This window comes from Streptomyces sp. NPDC001393 (assembly GCF_053597455.1).
Genome location: NZ_JBSFIH010000005.1, coordinates 183926 through 203620, shown reverse-complemented (window position 1 = coordinate 203620; position 19695 = coordinate 183926). Strand labels below are relative to the sequence as shown.

Below are 19695 nucleotides of genomic sequence, written 5' to 3'. Positions count from 1 at the left end.
AGAGGGCCCCGCCCGGAATCCCGGACGGGGCCCTCAGCGGATGCGCTTACGCCAGCAGCGCCGGAATGGTCTCCTCGTGCGCCTTGCGCAGCTCCTCCAGGGACAGCTCGAACTCGCCCTGGATCTCCACCGAGTCACCGTCCACGACACCGATGCGAACCGCCGGCAGGCCCCGCGCACCGCACATGTCGTTGAAGCGGACCTCCTCCGAGCGCGGCACCGCGACGATCGCGCGGCCGGCCGACTCGGAGAGGAGGAAGGTGAAGGCGTCGAGGCCGTCGGGTACGACCAGCCGCGCGCCCTTGCCGCCGAGCAGCGCGGACTCGACCACGGCCTGGATCAGGCCGCCGTCGGACAGGTCGTGCGCGGAGTCGATCATCCCGTCGCGGGAGGCGGAGATCAGGATCTCGGCCAGCAGGCGCTCACGCTCCAGGTCGACCTTCGGGGGCAGGCCGCCGAGGTGGTCGTGGACCACCTGGGACCAGGCCGAGCCGCCGAACTCCTCGCGGGTGTCGCCAAGGAGGTAGATCAGCTGGCCCTCCTCCTGGAAGGCGACCGGCGTGCGGCGGGCGACATCGTCGATCACGCCCAGGACCGCGACCACCGGGGTCGGGTGGATCGCCGCCTCGCCCGTCTGGTTGTAGAGCGAGACATTGCCGCCGGTCACCGGGGTGCCCAGCTGCTGACAGGCGTCCGCCAGGCCGCGCACGGCCTCCGCGAACTGCCACATCACGGCCGGGTCCTCGGGCGAACCGAAGTTCAGGCAGTCGGAGACCGCGAGGGGCTTGGCACCGGTGGTGGCGACGTTGCGGTACGCCTCCGCCAGGGCCAGCTGCGCGCCCGTGTACGGGTCGAGCTTGGCGTAACGGCCGTTGCCGTCCGTCGCGATGGCGACGCCGAGGCCGGTCTCCTCGTCCACGCGGATCATGCCGGAGTCCTCCGGCTGGGCGAGGACGGTGTTGCCCTGCACGAGGTGGTCGTACTGCTGGGTGATCCACCTCTTGGAGGCCTGGTTGGGGGAGCCGACCAGCTTCAGGACCTGGTCCTTCAGCTCCTGCGAGGTCGCCGGGCGCGGGAGCTTGTTCGCGTCGTCGGCCTGCAGGGCGTCCTGCCAGTCAGGGCGGGCGTACGGGCGCTCGTAGGTCGGGCCCTCGTGGGCCACCGTGCGCGGGTCGACGTCCACGATCTTCTCGCCGTGCCAGAAGATCTCCAGCCGGTCGCCGTCGGTCACCTCACCGATGACGGTGGCGATGACGTCCCACTTCTCGCAGATCTCCAGGAACCGCTCGACCTTCTCGGGCTCCACGACCGCGCACATGCGTTCCTGCGACTCACTCATGAGGATTTCCTCGGGAGAGAGGGTCGAGTCGCGCAGGGGGACGTCGTCCAGGGTCACGCGCATGCCGCCGGAGCCGTTCGACGCCAGCTCGCTGGTCGCGCAGGAGAGGCCGGCGGCGCCCAGGTCCTGGATGCCGACGACCAGCTTCTCCTTGAAGGCCTCCAGGGTGCACTCGATGAGGAGCTTCTCCTGGAAGGGGTCGCCGACCTGGACGGCCGGGCGCTTCGACGGCTTGGCGTCGTCGAAGGTCTCCGAGGCGAGGATCGAGGCACCGCCGATGCCGTCACCACCCGTACGAGCCCCGTACAGGATGACCTTGTTGCCCGCGCCGGAGGCCTTGGCGAGGTGGATGTCCTCGTGCCGCATCACACCGATGGCACCGGCGTTGACCAGCGGGTTGCCCTGGTAGCAGGAGTCGAAGACGACCTCGCCGCCGATGTTGGGCAGGCCCAGGCAGTTGCCGTAGCCGCCGATGCCCGCGACCACGCCCGGCAGGACGCGCTTGGTGTCGGGGTGGTCCGCCGCGCCGAAGCGCAGGGGGTCGACCACGGCGACCGGGCGGGCGCCCATGGCGATGATGTCGCGGACGATGCCGCCGACGCCCGTGGCCGCGCCCTGGTAGGGCTCGACGTAGGAGGGGTGGTTGTGCGACTCGACCTTGAAGGTCACGGCGTAACCCTGGCCGACGTCCACCACGCCCGCGTTCTCGCCGATGCCGACGAGCAGGGCGTCCGACTGGGGCGCCTTCTCGCCGAACTGGCGCAGGTGGACCTTGGAGGACTTGTACGAGCAGTGCTCGGACCACATGACCGAGTACATGGCGAGCTCGGCGCCGGTCGGGCGGCGGCCGAGGATCTCCACCACCCGCTCGTACTCGTCCTTCTTCAGGCCGAGTTCGGCCCAGGGCAGCTCGACGTCGGGGGTCGCGGCCGCGTGCTCGACCGTGTCCAGAGGCGTCCGGCTCATGCGTTGACCAGCTTCTTGAGGATCGAGGTGAAGAACGGGAGCCCGTCGGTACGGCCCGTACCGACCAGCGGCTCCACGGCGTGCTCGGGGTGCGGCATGAGGCCTACGACATTGCCGGCCTCGTTGGTGATGCCGGCGATGTCGTTGAGCGAGCCGTTCGGGTTGAAGTCGAGGTACCGGAAGGCCACGCGGCCCTCGGCCTCCAGCTTGTCCAGCGTGTAGCGGTCGGCGACGTACCGGCCGTCCATGTTCTTCAGCGGGATGTGGATCTCCTGGCCGGCGCGGTAGTCGCTGGTCCAGGCCGTCTCCGCGTTCTCCACCCGCAGCTTCTGGTCGCGGCAGATGAAGTGGAGGTGGTCGTTGCCGAGCATCCCGCCCGGGAGGAGGTGGGCCTCGGTGAGGATCTGGAAGCCGTTGCAGATGCCGAGGACCGGAAGGCCGGCCTTCGCCTGCTCGATCACGGACTCCATCACCGGCGAGAACCGGGAGATGGCACCGGCGCGCAGATAGTCGCCGTAGGAGAAACCGCCGGGCAGGACCACGGCGTCGACCTGCTTGAGGTCCTTGTCCTTGTGCCACAGGGCGACCGGTTCGGCGCCCGCGAGGCGGATCGCGCGCTGGGCATCCTGATCGTCGAGGCTGCCCGGGAAAGTGACGACGCCGATACGAGCGGTCACTTGGCCGCCTCCGCCACTTCTTCGACCTTGACGGTGAAGTCCTCGATCACGGTGTTGGCGAGGAAGGATTCCGCAAGCTCGTGGATGCGGGCGAGCGCGGCCTCGTCGACCGGCCCGTCAACTTCCAGTTCGAAACGCTTTCCCTGACGGACGTCCGAGATCCCCTCGAAACCCAGGCGCGGCAGCGCACGCTGGACCGCCTGGCCCTGGGGGTCGAGGATCTCCGGCTTGAGCATGACGTCGACTACGACGCGTGCCACTGGCACTCCCGGTGGTGTGGTGCTGAGCAGGTTCCTGCAGTGTGTCTTCAGACTACCCGCACAAAATTTCTACGCGAGTAGAGTTGTAGGAAACTACGTGAGGCGCATCACGATCGGGTGTCGAAGCCGTACCGCCGTGAAAAGTTCTGGGAAAGTTCCACAGTCCGCCCCGTTCGCCTATTGTCTTCGGACACGCGGACGGATTTAGTCGGGCTTCACTTTGCATTGCCGAGCACTGTACAAATGAATTGGCAATAGCCGATACTCGGCACGTCATCGCCGGTGAGCTGTATCGACGTGCCGCACGAAGGGACCGATATTCGTGGCGCAAAAAGTCGTGGTCACGCTCTTTGACGACATCGACGGCTCGGAAGCGGCGGAAACGATCGCCTTCGGACTCGACGGCAAGTCGTACGAGATCGACCTGAACGAAACCAACGCCAGGAAACTGCGCAAGGCGCTCGCGCCCTACGTCGAGGCCGGCCGCAAGCGGTCGCGGTCCGGCAAGGCGTACAAGCAGACGGAGGTCGCCCCCGACCCGGCGGCCGTCCGCGCCTGGGCCCAGGCCAACAAGATGGACGTCCCCGCCCGCGGACGCATCCCCAAGAAGGTCTACGAGGCGTTCAGCGCCGCGCAGTGAGGCGTGCCGGGAGCCCTGGAGCCCGTCCGGGCGACCCGGCCCCGCAGGAGCCCGCGAAGGGGCGAGCCCTCAGGGTCCGTCAGCGGACCCTGAGGGCCGTGCACTTGGGCATACCGGGCACCGGGCGAAGCCGACTTGCGCGACCCCCCTGTTGATCAGCTAATGTCTGGGACACGCCGAGGGGCGAGGCCGAAAGGGCGAAACCCCGAGGAGCGTGCGGGTGTAGTTCAGTAGCAGAACATCCCCCTTCCAGGGGGAAGGCGCAGTGTGCGATTCCTGTCACCCGCTCCGGCACCGGTTGTCACGACCACTCTTGTGGATCAGGTAGGCTGGTGCTCGCACCGATCGGTGGGAGCCGGTCGGGAGCAGTGCGGACGTAGCTCAGTTGGTAGAGCGCAACCTTGCCAAGGTTGAGGTCGCGAGTTCGAGCCTCGTCGTCCGCTCGGGAGAAAGACCCCGGTCCAGTGGACCGGGGTCTTTTCGTTGCCCGTGATCCGCTCTGACATTTGTCATGCCGAGCGATGACACCGCGCACTGCCGACCCGGCCCGGCCGCCGGGACGCTGGCCTCATGCACTACGACGAACACGAACACGTGATTGAGGTCACCGACCTCAGGCGTGTCTACGGGGGCGGGTTCGAGGCCGTACGCGGAATCACCTTCTCCGTGGCACGCGGGGAGATCTTCGCCCTGCTCGGCACCAATGGCGCGGGCAAGACATCGACGGTCGAACTGCTCGAAGGGCTCGCCGCGCCCGCCGGGGGCCGGATCCGGATCCTCGGCCACGACCCCTACCGCGAGCGGGCCGCCGTACGGCCGCGCACCGGCGTGATGCTCCAGGAGGGCGGCTTCCCGGCCGAGCTGACCGTCGCCGAGACCGCCCGGATGTGGGCCGGGTGCACGAGCGGGGCCGGGCCGGGCCACAGGACGGCGGAGGTGCTGGACCTGGTGGGGCTGAGCGGGCGGACCGGCGTCCGGGTCAAGCAGCTCTCCGGTGGGGAGCGGCGCCGGCTCGATCTGGCGCTCGCCCTGCTCGGCGACCCCGAGGTGCTCTTCCTCGACGAGCCGACGACCGGGCTCGACGCGGAAGGCCGCCGGGACACCTGGGAGTTGGTGCGGGCCCTGCGCGACGCCGGCACGACCGTGCTGCTCACCACGCACTACCTGGAGGAGGCCGAAGGGCTCGCCGACCGGCTCGCCATCCTCCACGCGGGCCGGATCGCCGCCGCCGGAACCCCGGCCGAGGTCACCGCGGGCCGCCCCTCCCGCCTCTCCTTCGAGCTTCCCGACGGCTACTTCCTCGGGGACCTGCCACCGCTGGCCGACCTCGGCGTCTGCGGGCACGAGAGCGACGGCAGGGTCGTACGGCTGCGCACCACCCAACTCCAGCGGACCGCGACCGCCGTACTGACCTGGGCCGACCGCGCCGGGGTCGAACTGCGCGCCCTGGACATGCGCTCGGCCTCGCTGGAGGAGGCGTTTCTGGGAATCGCACGGGAGCAGGAGGCGGCGGCATGAACGGATTCACAGCGGGTGCGCGGGGGCGCGGCACGCACGAGGCCCAGACGAGAACGCGGGGGCGCGGCACGCACGAGGCCCAGACGGGAACACGGGGGCGCGGCACGCACGAGGCCCAGACGGAAACGCGCGGGCGCGACCGGGGAAACAGTGGCCGGGTGGTGGTCGGGCGGCGGCTGAGGGCGTTGGGGCGGGCGGAGCTCGCGCTGCTCGGGCGTAACCGGGGGGTCGTGTTCACCGCGCTGGCCGTACCGCTGCTGCTGCCGTTCAGTGTTCGGCCGGCCATCGACCAGCTGGACCTGAAGAAGCAGGGGCTGACCCTCGGCACCACCCTGCTGACGGCCGCGATCGGCTTCTCCTTCCTGTTCGCCGTGTACACCTCCCTGGTCAACACCTACGTCGCCCGTCGCGAGGAACTCGTCCTCAAACGGCTGCGCACCGGTGAACTCTCCGACGCCGAGATCCTCACCGGCACCGCTCTGCCCGTACTCGGCATCGGCCTCGCCCAGGCACTGGTGCTGTGCGCCGGGTGCGCGGTCCTGCTGCACACCGGCGCGCCCAGGGCGCCGTATCTGATCCTGCCCGGGCTGGTGGCCGGCTACCTGGTCAGTGCCGGGCTCGCCGCGCTCACCGCGTCCTTCACCCGGACCGTGGAGAGCGGCCAGGTCACCGCGCTGCCGCTGGTGTTCGTGTCGATGATCGGTTCCGGGATCATGTTCCCGACCGAGGTCATGCCCCGGCAGCTCGCCTCCGCCTGCGAACTGCTGCCGCTGTCCCCGGCGATCCGGCTCGTACGGGGCGGCTGGACCGGGCAGTTGAGCGTGCACGACACGCTCGGCGCCCTGGCGACCGCGCTCGCCTGGACGATCCTCGCGGTGTTTGCTGTACGACGGTGGTTCCGCTGGGAACCACGGCGCTGAGGAACGGGGGACGCGCGGATGGTGGGACGCATACGGCGCTGGCAGCAGCGGCACTGGGGCGAGCGCAGCAAGGCCGAGCGGGTCGAGCTGTACAGCGTCGTGACCTGGTACTGCACGGTCTGGTTCATCATGGGCTGCTGGGTGCTGCTGCCGCTGATCGGCGGCGGTCTCGCCCACCGGCCCGCGGCGCTCGCCCTCGGCGCCCTGCTCGCCCTCCTGGCGGTGCTGCAGTGCGCGCTGTCGAACCGGCTCACCAGGCCCGCGCTCGACCACTACCTGGGCCGCACCGAGCTGCCGGCCGGCACGCACCGCGCGCCGGCCGTCCTGCTGGCGCTGGCCTGCGCCCTGCTCGTGGCGCTCGCCGGACTGGACGCGGCCGAAGCGATGACGGTCCGGTTCGCGATCGGCGGCTTCGTGCTGCCGTACGGGCTGCTGTACGGACTCACAGTCCCGGTCGGGGTGTTCCTGCGCCGGTCGGCGGTGTTCACGGTCCTGCTCACGGCCGCCGTCGGGCTCGCCGATCACGACGGCGTCGGCCTGGTGGCGACCGCCGCGATCACCGCCTTCCAGGCGATCTTCGCGCTGCTCGCCGGCCGGTGCGGCGCCTGGACGCTGGCCGTCCTGTGGGAGGCGGAGCGCGCCCGCGAGGCGGAGGCCCGGCTCGCCGTCGCCGAGGAGCGGCTGCGGTTCGGGCGGGATCTGCACGACGTGCTGGGGCGGAACCTGTCGGTGATCTCGCTCAAGAGCGAGCTGGCCGTCCAACTGGCCCGGCGGGGGCGGCCGGAGGCCGTGGAACAGATGATCGAGGTGCAGCGCATCGCGCAGGACTCCCAGCGGGAGGTACGAGCCGTCGTACGCGGCTACCGGAAGGCCGACCTCGGGGTTGAACTCTCCGGCGCACAGGGCGTGTTGACGGCCGCCGGGATCGACTGCGAGGTCCGCGCGGAGCCGGCGGGGCTGCCCGGCGACGTCCAGTCCGCGCTCGGCTGGGTGGTGCGCGAGGCGACCACCAACGTGCTCCGGCACGGGGACGCCGGACGCTGCACCCTGTGCCTGGAGGTGTCGGAGGGGTGCGTGGTGCTGACGGTGGAGAACGACGGGCTGGCCGGAACCCCCGACGGGGGTGGGGGCTCCGGGCTCGCCGGGCTGCGGGAACGGCTCGCGGTCGTCGGCGGCACCCTGGAGGCCGGCGCGGTCGACGGGGGCCGGTTCCGGGTGGTGGCAGAGGTGCCGCTGAACAAGGAAGTGAGTGAAGTCACGTCATGAGCACACCGGTACGGCTGTTGCTCGCGGACGACGAGCATCTGATCCGGGGCGCTCTGGCCGCGCTGCTGTCGCTGGAGGACGATCTCCTCGTCGTCGCGGAGGCGGCCAGCGGACCCGAGGCGCTGGCGATGGCACGGGCCCACGCGCCCGATGTCGCCGTGCTGGATCTCCAGATGCCGGGCGCCGACGGTGTGAAGGTCGCCACATCCCTGCGCACCGAACTACCCGGCTGCCGGGTACTGATCGTCACCGGGCACGGGCGGCCCGGCCACCTGAAACGGGCGCTCGCGGCCGGTGTGCGCGGGTTCGTCCCGAAGACGGTCAGCGCCCAGCGGCTCGCCGAGATCATTCGGACCGTGCACGCCGGAAACCGTTATGTGGACCCGGAGTTGGCCGCCGACGCGATCGCCGCCGGGGACTCCCCGCTGACCGCGCGGGAGGCCGAGGTGCTGGAGCTGGCCGCCGACGGCGCGCCGGTCGCGGAGATCGCCGAGCGGGCCGGGCTGTCCCCGGGGACCGTGCGCAACTACCTCTCCTCGGCCGTCACGAAGCTCGGTGCCGAAAACCGTCATGCGGCAGTGCGTCTCGCACGCGGGCGAGGTTGGGTATAGTTGCTCTCGCGCCACGGCGCAACGCGGACGTAGCTCAGTTGGTAGAGCGCAACCTTGCCAAGGTTGAGGTCGCGAGTTCGAGCCTCGTCGTCCGCTCGGGAGAAAGACCCCGGTCCACTGGACCGGGGTCTTTTCGTACCCCTTGGCGCCCCCGGCGTACCCCTGGCACCCGGCGTACCCCGGCCCGGTGGGCCGGGGCTGCTTCGTGCCTACTCCCAGCGCAGGCCCGTCAGTCGCTCGTACGCCTCCACGTACTTCTGCCGGGTCGCCTCCACCACCTTCTGGGGCAGCGGCGGCGGGGGCTGCTCGCTCTTGCGGTCCCAGCCGGACTCGGCGGAGGTCAGCCAGTCCCGCACGAACTGCTTGTCGTACGACGGCTGGGCGCGGCCCGGCTGCCACTGGTCGGCCGGCCAGAAGCGGGAGGAGTCGGGGGTGAGGACCTCGTCGGCGAGGACCAGCGTGTCGCCGTCGAAGCCGAACTCGAACTTGGTGTCCGCCAGGATGATCCCCCGGTCACGGGCGATGTCCCGGGCCCTGGAGTACACGGCGAGGGTGGCCTGGCGCAGCTGGGCGGCGGTGTCGGCACCGACCTGGCGGGCGACCTCCTCGTAGGAGACGTTCTCGTCGTGCTCGCCGACCTCGGCCTTGGTGGCCGGGGTGAAGATCGGGGCGGGGAGTTCCGAGCCGTCGACGAGGCCTTCGGGGAGGGCGAGGCCGCAGACCGTACGGGAGTCGTCGTACTCGAGCAGGCCCGAGCCGGTGAGGTAGCCGCGGGCCACGCACTCGACCGGGACCATCTTCAGGGACTTGCAGACCAGGGTGCGGCCCGCCCAGTCGGCGGGGGCGCCCTCGGGCAGCTCGGTGCTGATCACATGGTGGGGGGCCAGGTCGCGCAGCTGGTCGAACCACCACAGGGAGAGCTGGGTGAGGACGCGGCCCTTGTCGGGGATCTCGGTGGGCAGCACCCAGTCGTAGGCGGACATGCGGTCACTGGCGACCATCACGAGGTCGCCCGCCTCGTTCTGGTACAGCTCGCGCACCTTGCCGGTGTGCAGGTGCACCAGGCCCGGAACCTGGATCGGCTCGGGCTTTTCTACGAATCCGGACACGGTTCCTCCCCGTGGTTCTGTCCAATGCCTCGATTCTCCCTTATGGGGGTGATGGGTTTCGGCCAGGGGGTCGTGTCGCTCCTGGTGATCAGAGCCGTTTGCAGATGCGGTCCAGGAGGTTCGCCGTGGCGCGCTGGATGCGGGGGTCCACATGGCCGGGGCGGTCCAGGGCCGGGGACCAGGCGAAGGTGCCGGAGGCGAAGACCCAGGCGCCGGAGGGGGCGCGGTACAGAGACGTCTCCTGGTGGCGCAGGACGCCGTCGTTGTCGGTGTACGGGGAGTGGGCGAGCAGGATGCGCTCCTCGTGCGCGGGCAGCGGGGTGCGCGGGAAGTACCGGTCGGCCTCGCCGGCGACCAGGCCCTCGATCTCGTCGCCCTCGCGCGCGCCGGTCGCCTCCCACAGCCAGTGCCCGGCGTTGCGGACGACCAGCGGGTGCGGCTCGGGCACCCGGCCCGCGTACTGGATGCCGACCAGCTGCTGCTCGGGCCGGTCGATCTCCCGCCACAGCACCGGCTTCCCCGGCCCCTTGCGTTTGCGGCAGGTCAGCAGCCGGTCCGGCACGCCGGACGGGGACGGGCCCAGCTCCACCTGCCAGTACATGGTGTTGGCGGAGAGGAAGACCAGCGAGGTGCCCCGGTCGCGGGCGTCCTCCACGGCCCGGCGCATCGGCACCGACCAGTACTCGTCGTGCCCGGGGAAGACCAGGCCCCGGTAGCGCCCGGGGTCGACGCGGCCGGCGTGCAGATCGCGGGCGTCGGCGTAGGCGAGGTCGTAGCCGTAGCGCTCGGCCCAGCGGATGAAGTCGTAGGCGTGACCGACGTGCAGGGGCAGGCCCGCCCCGGCGTACGGCCGGTCGAAGGAGACCGTGGTCGCCGCGTCGGCCTCGCCGAGCAGCCGGCCCTTGTCGTCCCACGCGTGGTAGAGGCTGGCGCCGGTGCGGCCGTCCTCCGGGTAGAGGTTGTACGCCTGCCAGGTGATGTCCGGCAGCAGCAGGAGCAGGTCGGCGGGGTGGTCGTCGCGGACCGTGAAGGGCACGTGGGAGCGGTGGCCGTCGGCGGTGGTGAGGACGGCCACATAGGCGCCGATGGGCCACTGGGCGGGCACCTGGAGGCGCCAGGAGAGCCACCAGTGGTGACAGGAGACGGTGCGGTCGGCGGCCAGCGGCGGGGGCTGGACGATGCCGGACAGGCGCGGGCTGGTGGTGATCTTCGCGGCGCCGTCGCCGCCGTAGTGGCCGATCCGGTAGATGTCGACGCTGAACTCCTGGGGCGGGTCGACCGTGATGTGGAAGTCGATCGCCTCGCCGGGCCTGACCGCGCCGGTCGCGGTGAAGCCCTTGATCTGGCGGTGCACGTCGTCGGCCGAGCGGGGTCCGGGCACGCGCGGGGCGGAACCGACGCCCTTGAGCGGCTGCGGGCTCGGGTCGACGTACCAGGGCACGACATGACCGGTGTCGTCGAAGTAGGTCTCACTGCCGCGCAGCCAGGGCACCGGGCCCTGGCCGAAGGGGTCCGTGACGGCGTGCGCGAGCGCTCCGGACTCCCAGCGGCGGATGTGGTCCGAGGCCATGGTCGCTCCCCTCCCTCATGCCCCCGTGTGGTCCTGACTCGGTGGTGCTCGCCGTGCTCGGTGGTACTCGGTCGTGCTCGCCGTGCTCCGTGGTGCGCGCGGTCCTCGGCGTCCTCGGCCGTGCTGTCGTATGTCGCACGCCCTTGCCAGGTGCGTGGTCGCTCCCAGCACATCACATAACGCACGGGCTCGGTCACTAGTCGTTGCGAATTGACCTGAAGTGGAAGACAGAGCTCCCGTTCCCGGTGGTCCTCAGACGAGCCGTACGGGCTTCTCGGGCCGTATTCCGGACGCGGCCAGCCAGTCGCGCAAGGGGCCCGGGTCTCCCTCCTCGATCAGGCTGAGGACCTTGGGCGCGAGGTCGGTGGCCCGCTCGCCGCCGAGGAGCAGGGAGGGGCCGTCCAGCCAGTCCAGGGCGGGGACCGCGCCGGCGGTGTCGACGGCCGCGCAGCACACCATCGCCGTGACGTGATCGGTGAGCAGGTCGCGGGCGGTGCGTGGGGGTTGCAGCGGGAAGAGGGGCAGGCCGCCGTCGTCCCACAGCGCGTGGTCGGGGGTGCCGCCGGTGGCGGTCGCGCCGGTTCTCGGGGCGTCGGCCTCCTCACGGGCGAGGGCGGCGGTCAGGCCGGCGGCGAGGGTGGCGCTGCGCTCGGTGCCGGCTGGGTCGTCGGCCGGTTCCGCCTCGGCCTCGCGGGTCGCCTGCGGCGCTTCGGCGCGGGAAGCGTCCGCCTCGGCCTCGCCTTCGGCAGGGATTTCGTTCCCACCCGCACCACCCGTGACCCTTTCGTCGTCGGGTGCGGGTGGCCCCTGTGGGGCGTTCTCGCCGTCGGCGGCCTGCGGGTCGGACGCTGGGGCGGAGGCGGGGGATCTCGGTATCGCTGCTCGGGTGCCTGGCTCGGTGAGGTGGTCCAGGACGCGGGCCAGGGTGGGGCCGCCGGGGTCGGGGGTCGTGGGGTCGAGGGAGGGGCGGACGCCCAGGGAGTCCAGGACTCTGTGCAGGCGGGCGGCTGAGGCGCGCCAGGTGCGGTCCACGACCTCCTCCGGATACGCCTGCCAGTCCACCGGCGCCCAGTCCGGGCCGGACTCCGCGGGGCCGCCGTGGAAGAGGCGGGCGGCGAGGAGGGACGCGGCCTCGTCCACGGCGCCCGGCTCCTCCAGCAGGTCGCATGCGGGCCGCTCGCCGAGCCGGGAGGTGAAGCCCTCGGCCAGGCGGTCCCGTCGGGACAGCTCGGTGAGCGCCGCCACCACGCCCGCGTCCAGCCGCGAGGGCCAGCGGCCCATGCGCCAGGCGGGCAGCGCGACCCTGGTCAGCAGCCGGTCCCAGCCCGCGTAGGCGAGGCCCACCTGCTCCTGGGCGACGATCCGCAGGCCGTAGTCGACGGCCTGCGCCCGCTCGGCCGCCGCAGCCGCGACCCCGCGCTCCATCTGCGTCGCGTGCTCCCGGCAGCCGCGCAGCAGCAGCCGGGCCACCCAGCCGAGGGCGGCGCACACGCCACGGGTGAGCGGGCAGCGGCCCGGTGTCGAGGCGACCGCGACCGCCGCGTCCAGGCCGCGCACAAAGCGCCGGGCGGCCGCTATGTCCGGGTGCGCCGAAGGGCCCGTACCGGCGATGACCGGGGCGAGGACCGCGCGCAGCTCGCCGACCCGCATCCACCACAGGAACGGGGAGCCGATGACGAGCACCGGCGCGGCGGGCGCGCGGCGGCGGCCCGGGCCCGCCAGCTCGTCCTCTCCGGGGGCGGGGCGCGGGGGCGGGCCGTGCGCCGAGTGCGTACGGTCCTCCAGCCAGCTGTCGCAGTCCGGGGTGAGCGCTATGGCCGAGGGAGCCGGCACGTCCAGCCGGTCGGCGAGGTCGCGCACCATCCGGTACAGGTCCGGGGCGGACTCCTCCGGGACCGGCACCGTCGGGCTGACGGCGGGGCGGGCCCGGGCCACGACCAGGGCGATGCCGGCGGCGGCCAGCAGCACCAGCACGGCGAGCACGCCCACGACCCAGCGGGTCACGTCCCAGCCCCGGCCGACGAAGTGGCCGGTGGAGCCGCCGGTCAGCAGGATCACCTCGGCGGCCGCGGGGAGCAGGGCCACGGCCAGCGCCCGGCCCCGGACCCGCAGTACGGCCAGGGCCCGGGAGCGCGCGGCCTGCGCGCCCATCTCCGCACCGATTCCGGTCACGTCCCGCCCTCACCCCCTCGCTGCCGATGCCGTGCTGTCCTGGTGGTGCTCACTCCCCCACTGTGGCACCCGCCACTGACATCGCAATGCCGGTGGGCCAAGTGCCGGAACGCTTGCGCGGCACCCTAGTTGGGGCCCCGGCCCCCGTCAGCCGTATGGCCGATTGCTCACTCGATGGAATGGCTTTGGTCAGAGGTGGGTGACAGACAGCAAAGATCAGGCCCCGGATCAGGGGATCCGAGGCCTGTGCCAGCAGGTGGGCGGGTCAGGCGTGCGCCGCCTCGGCCGCCGCCTTCGCTGCGATGTCGGTGCGGTGCTGGGAGCCGTCCAGGCGGATCCGGCCCACCGCCCGGTACGCCCGCTCGCGCGCCTCGGTCAGGTCCTTTCCGGTGGCGGTGACGGACAGCACGCGGCCGCCGGCGCTGACGACGGCGTCGCCCTCCCGCCTGGTCCCGGCGTGCAGCACGTACGCGTGCGGGGCGTCCTCGGCGGCCACCTCGTCCAGACCGGTGATCGGGTCGCCGGTGCGGGGGGTGGCGGGGTAGTTGTGCGAGGCGACGACGACCGTGACGGCCGCGTCCTCGCTCCAGCGCGCGGGCGGCAGATCGGCGAGGTTGCCGGTGGCGGCGGCCATCAGGAGGCCGGCCAGCGGGGTCTTCAGCCGGGCCAGCACGACCTGGGTCTCGGGGTCGCCGAAGCGGGCGTTGAACTCGATCACCCGGACGCCGCGGCTGGTGATCGCCAGGCCGGCGTAGAGCAGACCGGAGAAGGGGGTGCCGCGACGGCGCAGCTCGTCCACGGTCGGCTGGAGAACCGTCTGCAGTACCTCGTCGACCAGCTTCGGCTCGGCCCACGGCAGCGGCGAGTACGCACCCATGCCGCCGGTGTTCGGGCCCTCGTCGCCGTCCAGGGCGCGCTTGAAGTCCTGGGCGGGCTGGAGCGGTACGACGGTCTCTCCGTCGGTGATCGCGAAGAGGGACACCTCGGGGCCGTCGAGGAACTCCTCGATGACCACGCGGTCGCACGCGGCGGCGTGGGCCTTGGCGGTCTCCAGGTCGCCGGTGACGACGACGCCCTTGCCGGCGGCGAGGCCGTCGTCCTTGACGACGTAGGGGGCGCCGAAGGCGTCCAGGGCCTCGGCGACCTCCTCGGCCGTCGTGCACACGTAGGAGCGGGCGGTCGGCACCCCGGCCGCCGCCATGACGTCCTTGGCGAAGGCCTTGGAGCCCTCCAGCTGCGCGGCCTCCTTGGACGGGCCGAACACCGGGATGCCCGCCGCGCGGACGGCGTCGGCCACACCGGCGACCAGCGGGGCCTCCGGGCCGACGACGACCAGGTCGGCACCGAGGCCGACGGCCAGCTCGGCGACCGCCTTGCCGTCGAGCGCGTCGACCGGGTGCAGCTCGGCGGCCTCGGCGATGCCGGCGTTGCCGGGGGCGCAGTGCAGCGCGGTGACGTCGGGGTCGAGGGACAGGGAGCGGCACAGGGCGTGTTCGCGGGCGCCGCTGCCGATGACGAGGACCTTCACGGGGGTCAGCCTAATGGCAAGGTTGCCGAAGACCGGGGGGCGGGTTTGTTGGGGTTTCCTCCAAAGGGGGCTCCTGGGCGCGCCCGGCATGGAGTCAGGGGCGCCTGGTGGCTGTGGCGCCCTACTCGTTCGAGAACTCCTCCACCACCGTCGCCCCCAGCTCCCGCACGATCAGTTCGTGGCCGGACAGGGCCGACTCGTCCAGGTCGGGGTCGTCGTCCTCGGGGATGTCGTCCTCAGGGGCGACCGGGGGCGGCTCGGGCGCGGCGGCGGGCTGGGGCGCGGAGGTGGGCGCGGCGGGCCCTGCGCCGGGACCGGACTGCGGGGGTGCGGGCGCCTGCGGGGCGGGTTGCGGAGCAGCGGGGCGGGGCGCGGCCGGGGCGCCGTACCCTCCGCCGCCTCCGGCGGGAGCGCCGCCGTAACCACCTCCGCCGCCGAAGCCCGAGCCCCCGGCGGGCGAGGGCGCGGAACCGCCGCCGGACGGGTCGACGACCGCCTCGATCTTCCACTGCACGTTGAACTGCTCGGCCAGCGCCGCCCGCAGCACGTCCTCGCTGCCGCTGCCGGCGAAGTTGTCACGGGCGCCGGCGTTGACGAAGCCGAGCTGGAGGGTGGTGCCGTCGAAGCCTGCGACCTGCGCGTTCTGGCTGAGCAGGATCCAGGTGAAGCGGCGGCGGTTCTTGACGGCCTCCAGGATGTTCGGCCACAGCATGCGGGGATCGAGACCACCGGCGGGGGCGGCCGCGGGCGGTGCCACGGCCGCGGGGGATGCGGGCGGCTGCTGCTGGGCCGGGGCGCGACCGGGGGCCTGCCCCTGGGGCGCGCCACCCGCCGGTGCCGCCGTCGTGGGCCAGCCACCGGGGCGTCGGCCGCTACCGGCGGCAGCGGCGGTGGGCCAGGCGCCGGGAGCGGCGCCGGGGGACGGGTGGGAAGGACCGGCGGGGGCGGTGGCGGCAGGGGCGCCGGAAGGCGGCACCTGGGCCTGGGCGGCGGCGGGCGCGGGGGTGGCCGGAGGGGCCGGGGCGGCGGCCGCCGGAGCCGGTGCGGAGGCTGTCGGCGCGGGTGCCATGGGCGCGGCAGGTGCCGTGGGCGCGGGGGCGGCAGGACCTCCGACGCCGGGACCACCGGCACCCGGGCCACCGGCGGCAGGACCACCGGCACCGGGACCGTTGGAGGCCCGTACGGCCGCGCGGGCCGCCGCCGGGCCGCTGCCGGGCGGTACGGAGGCGGCGGCAGGCGGCATGGGTGCGCCGCCGTGGGCCTCCGGCCCGGGGACGTAGCCCATGGCGGGCGCGCCGGCGCCGCCCGAGAAGTGGACGCCGCGCTCGAGACGGTCGAGGCGGGCCATCACGGACCGCTCGTCGCCGTAGGCGGCGGGGAGCAGCACGCGGGCGCAGATCAGCTCCAGCTGGAGGCGGGGCGAGGTGGCGCCGCGCATCTCCGTCAGGCCCGTGTTGACGAGGTCGGCGGCGCGGCTCAGCTCGGCGGCGCCGAAGGAGGAGGCCTGGGCCTGCATACGCTCCAGGACGTCGGCCGGGGCGTCGAGCAGCCCCTTCTCCACGGCGTCCGGCACGGCGGCGAGGATCACCAGGTCGCGGAGCCGCTCCAGCAGGTCGGCGACGAAGCGGCGGGGGTCGTTGCCGCCCTCGATGACACGGTCGACGACCTCGAAGGCAGCGGACCCGTCTCCGGTGACGAAGGCCTCGACGACGGAGTCGAGAAGAGAGCCGTCGGTGTAGCCGAGGAGGGAGGTGGCCATGGCATACGTCACACCGTCCGCTCCGGCACCGGCGAGGAGCTGGTCCATGACGGACATGGAGTCACGCACGGAGCCCGCGCCCGCGCGCACGACGAGGGGCAGCACGCCGTCCTCGACCGGGATCTTCTCCTTCTGGCACACCTCGGCGAGGTAGTCCCGCAGGGTGCCGGGCGGCACGAGCCGGAAGGGGTAGTGATGGGTGCGCGACCGGATGGTGCCGATGACCTTCTCGGGCTCGGTGGTCGCGAAGATGAACTTCAGATGCTCCGGCGGCTCCTCGACGACCTTCAGCAGCGCGTTGAAGCCGGCCGACGTGACCATGTGGGCCTCGTCGATGATGTAGATCTTGTACCGGCTGCTCGCGGGGCCGAAGAACGCCTTCTCGCGCAGCTCACGGGCGTCGTCCACACCACCGTGAGAGGCCGCGTCGATCTCGATGACGTCGATCGAACCCGGGCCGTTCCTGGCGAGGTCCCGGCACGACTGGCACTCGCCGCACGGCGTCGGAGTGGGACCTTGCTCACAGTTCAGACAGCGGGCGAGGATCCGCGCGCTGGTCGTCTTGCCGCAGCCGCGCGGACCGCTGAACAGGTACGCGTGATTGACCCGGTTGTTCCGCAGCGCCTGCTGCAGCGGGTCGGTGACATGCTCCTGCCCGATGACCTCGGCAAAGGTCTCCGGGCGATAGCGGCGGTACAGCGCGAGAGACGACACGCATACGAGGTTAATGGCGCCCACTGACAACCGGTCCCGCCGCAGAACCCGGACCGCGGACCTCGGACGCCGGCCCCGGAACGCAAGGGCCCCCCACGCACCCGCCAGAGCCGACCTACCCTTGCTGCCTTCCGGCCCTGGGGGAGTTCAGTCAGATAGCGCCGCGTGAGGGGCTGCGCCCCACAGTACCCGATCGCGGCCCGCGGGCTGTACCCGACGGAGGCCTGCGGGAACGGGTTCGCGAGCACTCCCCTCGGTCATGTAATGTTTCCGGCGGAGGATTCGCCTAGAGGCCTAGGGCGCACGCTTGGAAAGCGTGTTGGGGGCAACCCCTCACGAGTTCGAATCTCGTATCCTCCGCAGCCGCCTGAAGAGGCGAAGCGAGGGCCCCGATCAGATTCTGGTCGGGGCCCTTGTCGTTGTCCCGCGAGCGGACGGCAACAGGTGTCACGGGGCGCCGCCGAGGGTCTTCGTGACACACCGCACACTCTCGCGCCGGGCGCTGTCGCACGACCGTTGATGCAGTGGGCGAACTGGTCCCGCACGGCGACCGGTCGCGATGGCGCCCATCGCGCTGAGCGCCGTGGGTGTGGGCCTCTCGCTCCTGATCCGCCCGCCGTCGAGCGCCGTGGCCGGTGTCGGCCGACTGACACTTGGTCTGATCCTGGCGATCGTGCTGCCCCCGGCGACCCGCATCGGCTACGCCATCTGCCCAATCGGCCTGCTGACCTGGCCCCGCTTCGCCGCTGCCCCGTGGGCCTGACGGGCCGCACCGACGCGTCCGCCCGGCCTACCGCGTCACCCGCACCGGTGCCGACACCGTCACCTGGTCCAGTGCGGACACGCGGACCGTCGCCTTCATCGTCCAGGTGCCCGGCAGGGGGACGTCGAAGGTGTCGCTGGACCAGTAGCCGCCGCGGTCGGTGACGCGGGTGTCGAGGGGGCCGAGGTGCTGGGCGGGCAGGGTGAGGGTGACGCGGAGTTCGGGGACCGTGGACAGGCCGCCGTCGGGGCCGTAGACCACCGCCTGGACGGAGGTGCGGCCGACGCGGCCGGGGTCCAGGGTGATCTGGACCTTGCCGTGGCCGCCGGGGGTGCCGACGTCGAAGGGGATCGTGGTGACGGACGCCGTCGGGATGCCGGTCGTCGGTGTTCCGGTCCGCGCCGCCTCGGCGGCCGCGCGGCCGGGGACCGTGCTCGTCAGCAGGGTCGTCAGGGCCAGCACCACCACCCCGACGGCCGCCTCCGCCAGCACCGAGCGACGCAGGGTGTGGAAGGGCGGGGGTGAGGGCGGGATGGGGCGCTCCGGGGGCTGCGGGGGCGGTGGAGGCTGTGGGCGCGGGGGGACCGTGACCGGTTCGGGGTGGGGGGCGGCTGCTGAACGGGGTTCCCGGGTCAGGCGGGTCGTCCAGGCGCGGGAGCAGGCCGCCGCCAGGAGCAGCGCGGTGACCGCCGCGAGTTTGGCCAGCAGGGTGCGGCCGTACGTCGTGTCCGTGAGCGCCTGCCAGGAGCCGAGGCCGCGCCAGGACTGGTAGACGCCGGTCACCACCAGGACCGTCACCGAGGCGAAGGCCAGGCGGGAGAAGCGGGCCAGGGTGGCGATGCAGGTGCGCCGCAGGGTGCGCAGGACGGCCGCCAGGCCACCCAGCCAGGCTCCCATCGCGAGCAGGTGGAGCGTGGCGGCGGTGATGGCCAGCGGGACCTGGATGCCCGCGGAGGCGTGTTCGGCCGCCGTCCAGGTCAGGGCGAGCGGCACGGAGAGGACCGCGGCCACGGTGAGCGTCGTACGGCGCGGGAGCCTTCGGCGGCGGGCCCGCAGGAACGCCATGCCGGCGGCGGCCAGGAGCAGCAGCGTCAGGCGGGTGAGCAGGAGGGCGCCGGGGCGGGTGGTGGCCGTGTGGGCAAGGGAACTCACGGAGAGCGCGGGCGAGGTGCCCTCCTCGTAGGGCGCCCGGAGGAGGTAGAGGGCCGTCGTGGCGGCGAGCAGGGTCCAGGCGGCGGCCAGTACCGGGGTGCGCAGCGGGGCCGCCGTCGGCGGGCGGCAGTACGCCACGAACGCCGCTGTGCCGAGGAGGACGGCCAGACAGAGGTAGGCGAGGTAGCGGGCGATGTTGTACAGGCCCGCCGTGACGGGGTTCTCCGTGTCGTCGGGCGCCGGGCTCGCGGCCGTCGCCGTGCGGGTGCCCACCGAGAAGGTGAGCGCTCCGGACACCGGGTGGCTGTCCGCGGACACCACTCGCCAGGCGACCGTGTAGGTGCCGGCGGTGAGCTTGGCCGGCAGCGGGACACGGGCCGTGTCGGAGTGGCCCGGGGCGTGCTCGGCGGGGCCCGTGAGAAGCCGGTGGTTGGTGGGGTCGTAGACGCGGAAGGAGTCGGTGAGCAGGCCGACCGATTCGGTGAAGGTCAGGGTGACGTACCGGGGGGCCGTGCGCAGGAGGGTTCCGTCGGCGGGGTCGGTCGTGCGCAGGGCCGCGTGGGCCGACGCGGGGGCCGCCGTGCCGAGCAGGAGGAGCAGGAGCCCCGCGCACAGCAGGGTCAGCCGTCGTGGCCGTCTCCGATGTCCTTCGCGCAGCAGCACCTCGTCCCCACCTCGTCCGCTCCGTCGCCGCGTGCCCTCGTACGACTACGCCGGGCACGCCTCGCCGC

15 protein-coding genes, 4 tRNA genes and 1 other RNA gene are annotated in these 19695 nt (G+C 72.6%); 10 read left to right on the top strand and 10 right to left on the bottom strand.

Annotation, left to right across the window (positions count from 1 at the left end):
* Nucleotides 1-46: 46 nt before the first annotated feature.
* From purL to purS, 3 genes are read right to left on the bottom strand one after another with little or no spacing between them, the layout of a single operon-like run.
* Nucleotides 47-2305 (bottom strand): phosphoribosylformylglycinamidine synthase subunit PurL, encoded by a 2259-nt coding sequence (gene purL, locus ACWC2T_RS09220; RefSeq protein WP_450669759.1) that lies wholly within the window; start codon nucleotides 2303-2305, stop codon nucleotides 47-49.
* Complete coding sequence (gene purQ, locus ACWC2T_RS09215; RefSeq protein ID WP_356301111.1) at nucleotides 2302-2982, bottom strand: phosphoribosylformylglycinamidine synthase subunit PurQ; 681 nt, start codon at nucleotides 2980-2982, stop codon at nucleotides 2302-2304. Before purQ ends, purL begins: the two co-directional genes overlap by 4 nt.
* The gene (purS, locus tag ACWC2T_RS09210; protein ID WP_279551917.1) at nucleotides 2979-3242 is read right to left on the bottom strand and encodes a phosphoribosylformylglycinamidine synthase subunit PurS; all 264 of its coding nucleotides are present in this window, start codon (nucleotides 3240-3242) and stop codon (nucleotides 2979-2981) included. Before purS ends, purQ begins: the two co-directional genes overlap by 4 nt.
* Before the next feature lie 322 nt (nucleotides 3243-3564).
* Between purS and ACWC2T_RS09205 the strand changes: the two genes are divergently transcribed.
* The 8 genes from ACWC2T_RS09205 (at nucleotide 3565) to ACWC2T_RS09170 (ending at nucleotide 8293) form a co-directional block, all read left to right on the top strand.
* The gene (locus tag ACWC2T_RS09205) at nucleotides 3565-3882 is read left to right on the top strand and encodes a histone-like nucleoid-structuring protein Lsr2 (protein WP_061921893.1); all 318 of its coding nucleotides are present in this window, start codon (nucleotides 3565-3567) and stop codon (nucleotides 3880-3882) included.
* Nucleotides 3883-4098: 216 nt separating this feature from the next.
* Nucleotides 4099-4170: transfer RNA gene (locus ACWC2T_RS09200), tRNA-Gly, on the top strand.
* A gap of 82 nt (nucleotides 4171-4252) precedes the next feature.
* Nucleotides 4253-4325: transfer RNA gene (locus ACWC2T_RS09195), tRNA-Gly, on the top strand.
* A gap of 127 nt (nucleotides 4326-4452) precedes the next feature.
* Nucleotides 4453-5400 (top strand): ABC transporter ATP-binding protein, encoded by a 948-nt coding sequence (locus ACWC2T_RS09190; RefSeq protein WP_450669758.1) that lies wholly within the window; start codon nucleotides 4453-4455, stop codon nucleotides 5398-5400.
* Nucleotides 5397-6320, top strand: coding sequence for an ABC transporter permease (locus ACWC2T_RS09185; RefSeq protein WP_450669757.1), 924 nt, complete (start codon nucleotides 5397-5399; stop codon nucleotides 6318-6320). Before ACWC2T_RS09190 ends, ACWC2T_RS09185 begins: the two co-directional genes overlap by 4 nt.
* An 18-nt stretch (nucleotides 6321-6338) precedes the next feature.
* Nucleotides 6339-7586 (top strand): sensor histidine kinase, encoded by a 1248-nt coding sequence (locus ACWC2T_RS09180; RefSeq protein ID WP_450669756.1) that lies wholly within the window; start codon nucleotides 6339-6341, stop codon nucleotides 7584-7586.
* Nucleotides 7583-8197 (top strand): response regulator, encoded by a 615-nt coding sequence (locus tag ACWC2T_RS09175; RefSeq protein ID WP_450669755.1) that lies wholly within the window; start codon nucleotides 7583-7585, stop codon nucleotides 8195-8197. The genes ACWC2T_RS09180 and ACWC2T_RS09175 overlap by 4 nt, the downstream gene beginning before the upstream one ends.
* A 23-nt stretch (nucleotides 8198-8220) precedes the next feature.
* Nucleotides 8221-8293: transfer RNA gene (locus tag ACWC2T_RS09170), tRNA-Gly, on the top strand.
* 113 nt (nucleotides 8294-8406) lie between these two features.
* Here ACWC2T_RS09170 and ACWC2T_RS09165 read toward each other — a convergent pair.
* From ACWC2T_RS09165 to ffs, 6 genes are all read right to left on the bottom strand, one after another.
* Nucleotides 8407-9306, bottom strand: a complete 900-nt coding sequence (locus ACWC2T_RS09165; RefSeq protein ID WP_450669754.1) for a phosphoribosylaminoimidazolesuccinocarboxamide synthase — start codon at nucleotides 9304-9306, stop codon at nucleotides 8407-8409.
* 88 nt (nucleotides 9307-9394) lie between these two features.
* Complete coding sequence (locus ACWC2T_RS09160) at nucleotides 9395-10876, bottom strand: N,N-dimethylformamidase beta subunit family domain-containing protein (protein ID WP_450669753.1); 1482 nt, start codon at nucleotides 10874-10876, stop codon at nucleotides 9395-9397.
* Between the two features lie 252 nt (nucleotides 10877-11128).
* A complete protein-coding gene (locus tag ACWC2T_RS09155) occupies nucleotides 11129-13048 on the bottom strand; it encodes a hypothetical protein (RefSeq protein ID WP_450669752.1) in 1920 nt (639 codons plus the stop codon).
* A gap of 265 nt (nucleotides 13049-13313) precedes the next feature.
* Complete coding sequence (gene purD / locus ACWC2T_RS09150; RefSeq protein ID WP_450669751.1) at nucleotides 13314-14576, bottom strand: phosphoribosylamine--glycine ligase; 1263 nt, start codon at nucleotides 14574-14576, stop codon at nucleotides 13314-13316.
* Nucleotides 14577-14697: 121 nt separating this feature from the next.
* Nucleotides 14698-17049, bottom strand: coding sequence for a DNA polymerase III subunit gamma and tau (locus tag ACWC2T_RS09145; RefSeq protein ID WP_450669750.1), 2352 nt, complete (start codon nucleotides 17047-17049; stop codon nucleotides 14698-14700).
* 82 nt (nucleotides 17050-17131) lie between these two features.
* An RNA gene (gene ffs / locus ACWC2T_RS09140) (signal recognition particle sRNA small type) lies at nucleotides 17132-17226 on the bottom strand.
* Nucleotides 17227-17324: 98 nt separating this feature from the next.
* Between ffs and ACWC2T_RS09135 the strand changes: the two genes are divergently transcribed.
* A tRNA-Ser gene (locus tag ACWC2T_RS09135) sits at nucleotides 17325-17409 on the top strand.
* A 199-nt stretch (nucleotides 17410-17608) separates the two neighbouring features.
* The gene (locus tag ACWC2T_RS09130) at nucleotides 17609-17812 is read left to right on the top strand and encodes a hypothetical protein (RefSeq protein WP_450669749.1); all 204 of its coding nucleotides are present in this window, start codon (nucleotides 17609-17611) and stop codon (nucleotides 17810-17812) included.
* A gap of 27 nt (nucleotides 17813-17839) precedes the next feature.
* Here ACWC2T_RS09130 and ACWC2T_RS09125 read toward each other — a convergent pair whose 3' ends face one another.
* Nucleotides 17840-19627, bottom strand: coding sequence for a copper resistance CopC/CopD family protein (locus ACWC2T_RS09125; RefSeq protein WP_450669748.1), 1788 nt, complete (start codon nucleotides 19625-19627; stop codon nucleotides 17840-17842).
* Nucleotides 19628-19695: the final 68 nt, after the last annotated feature.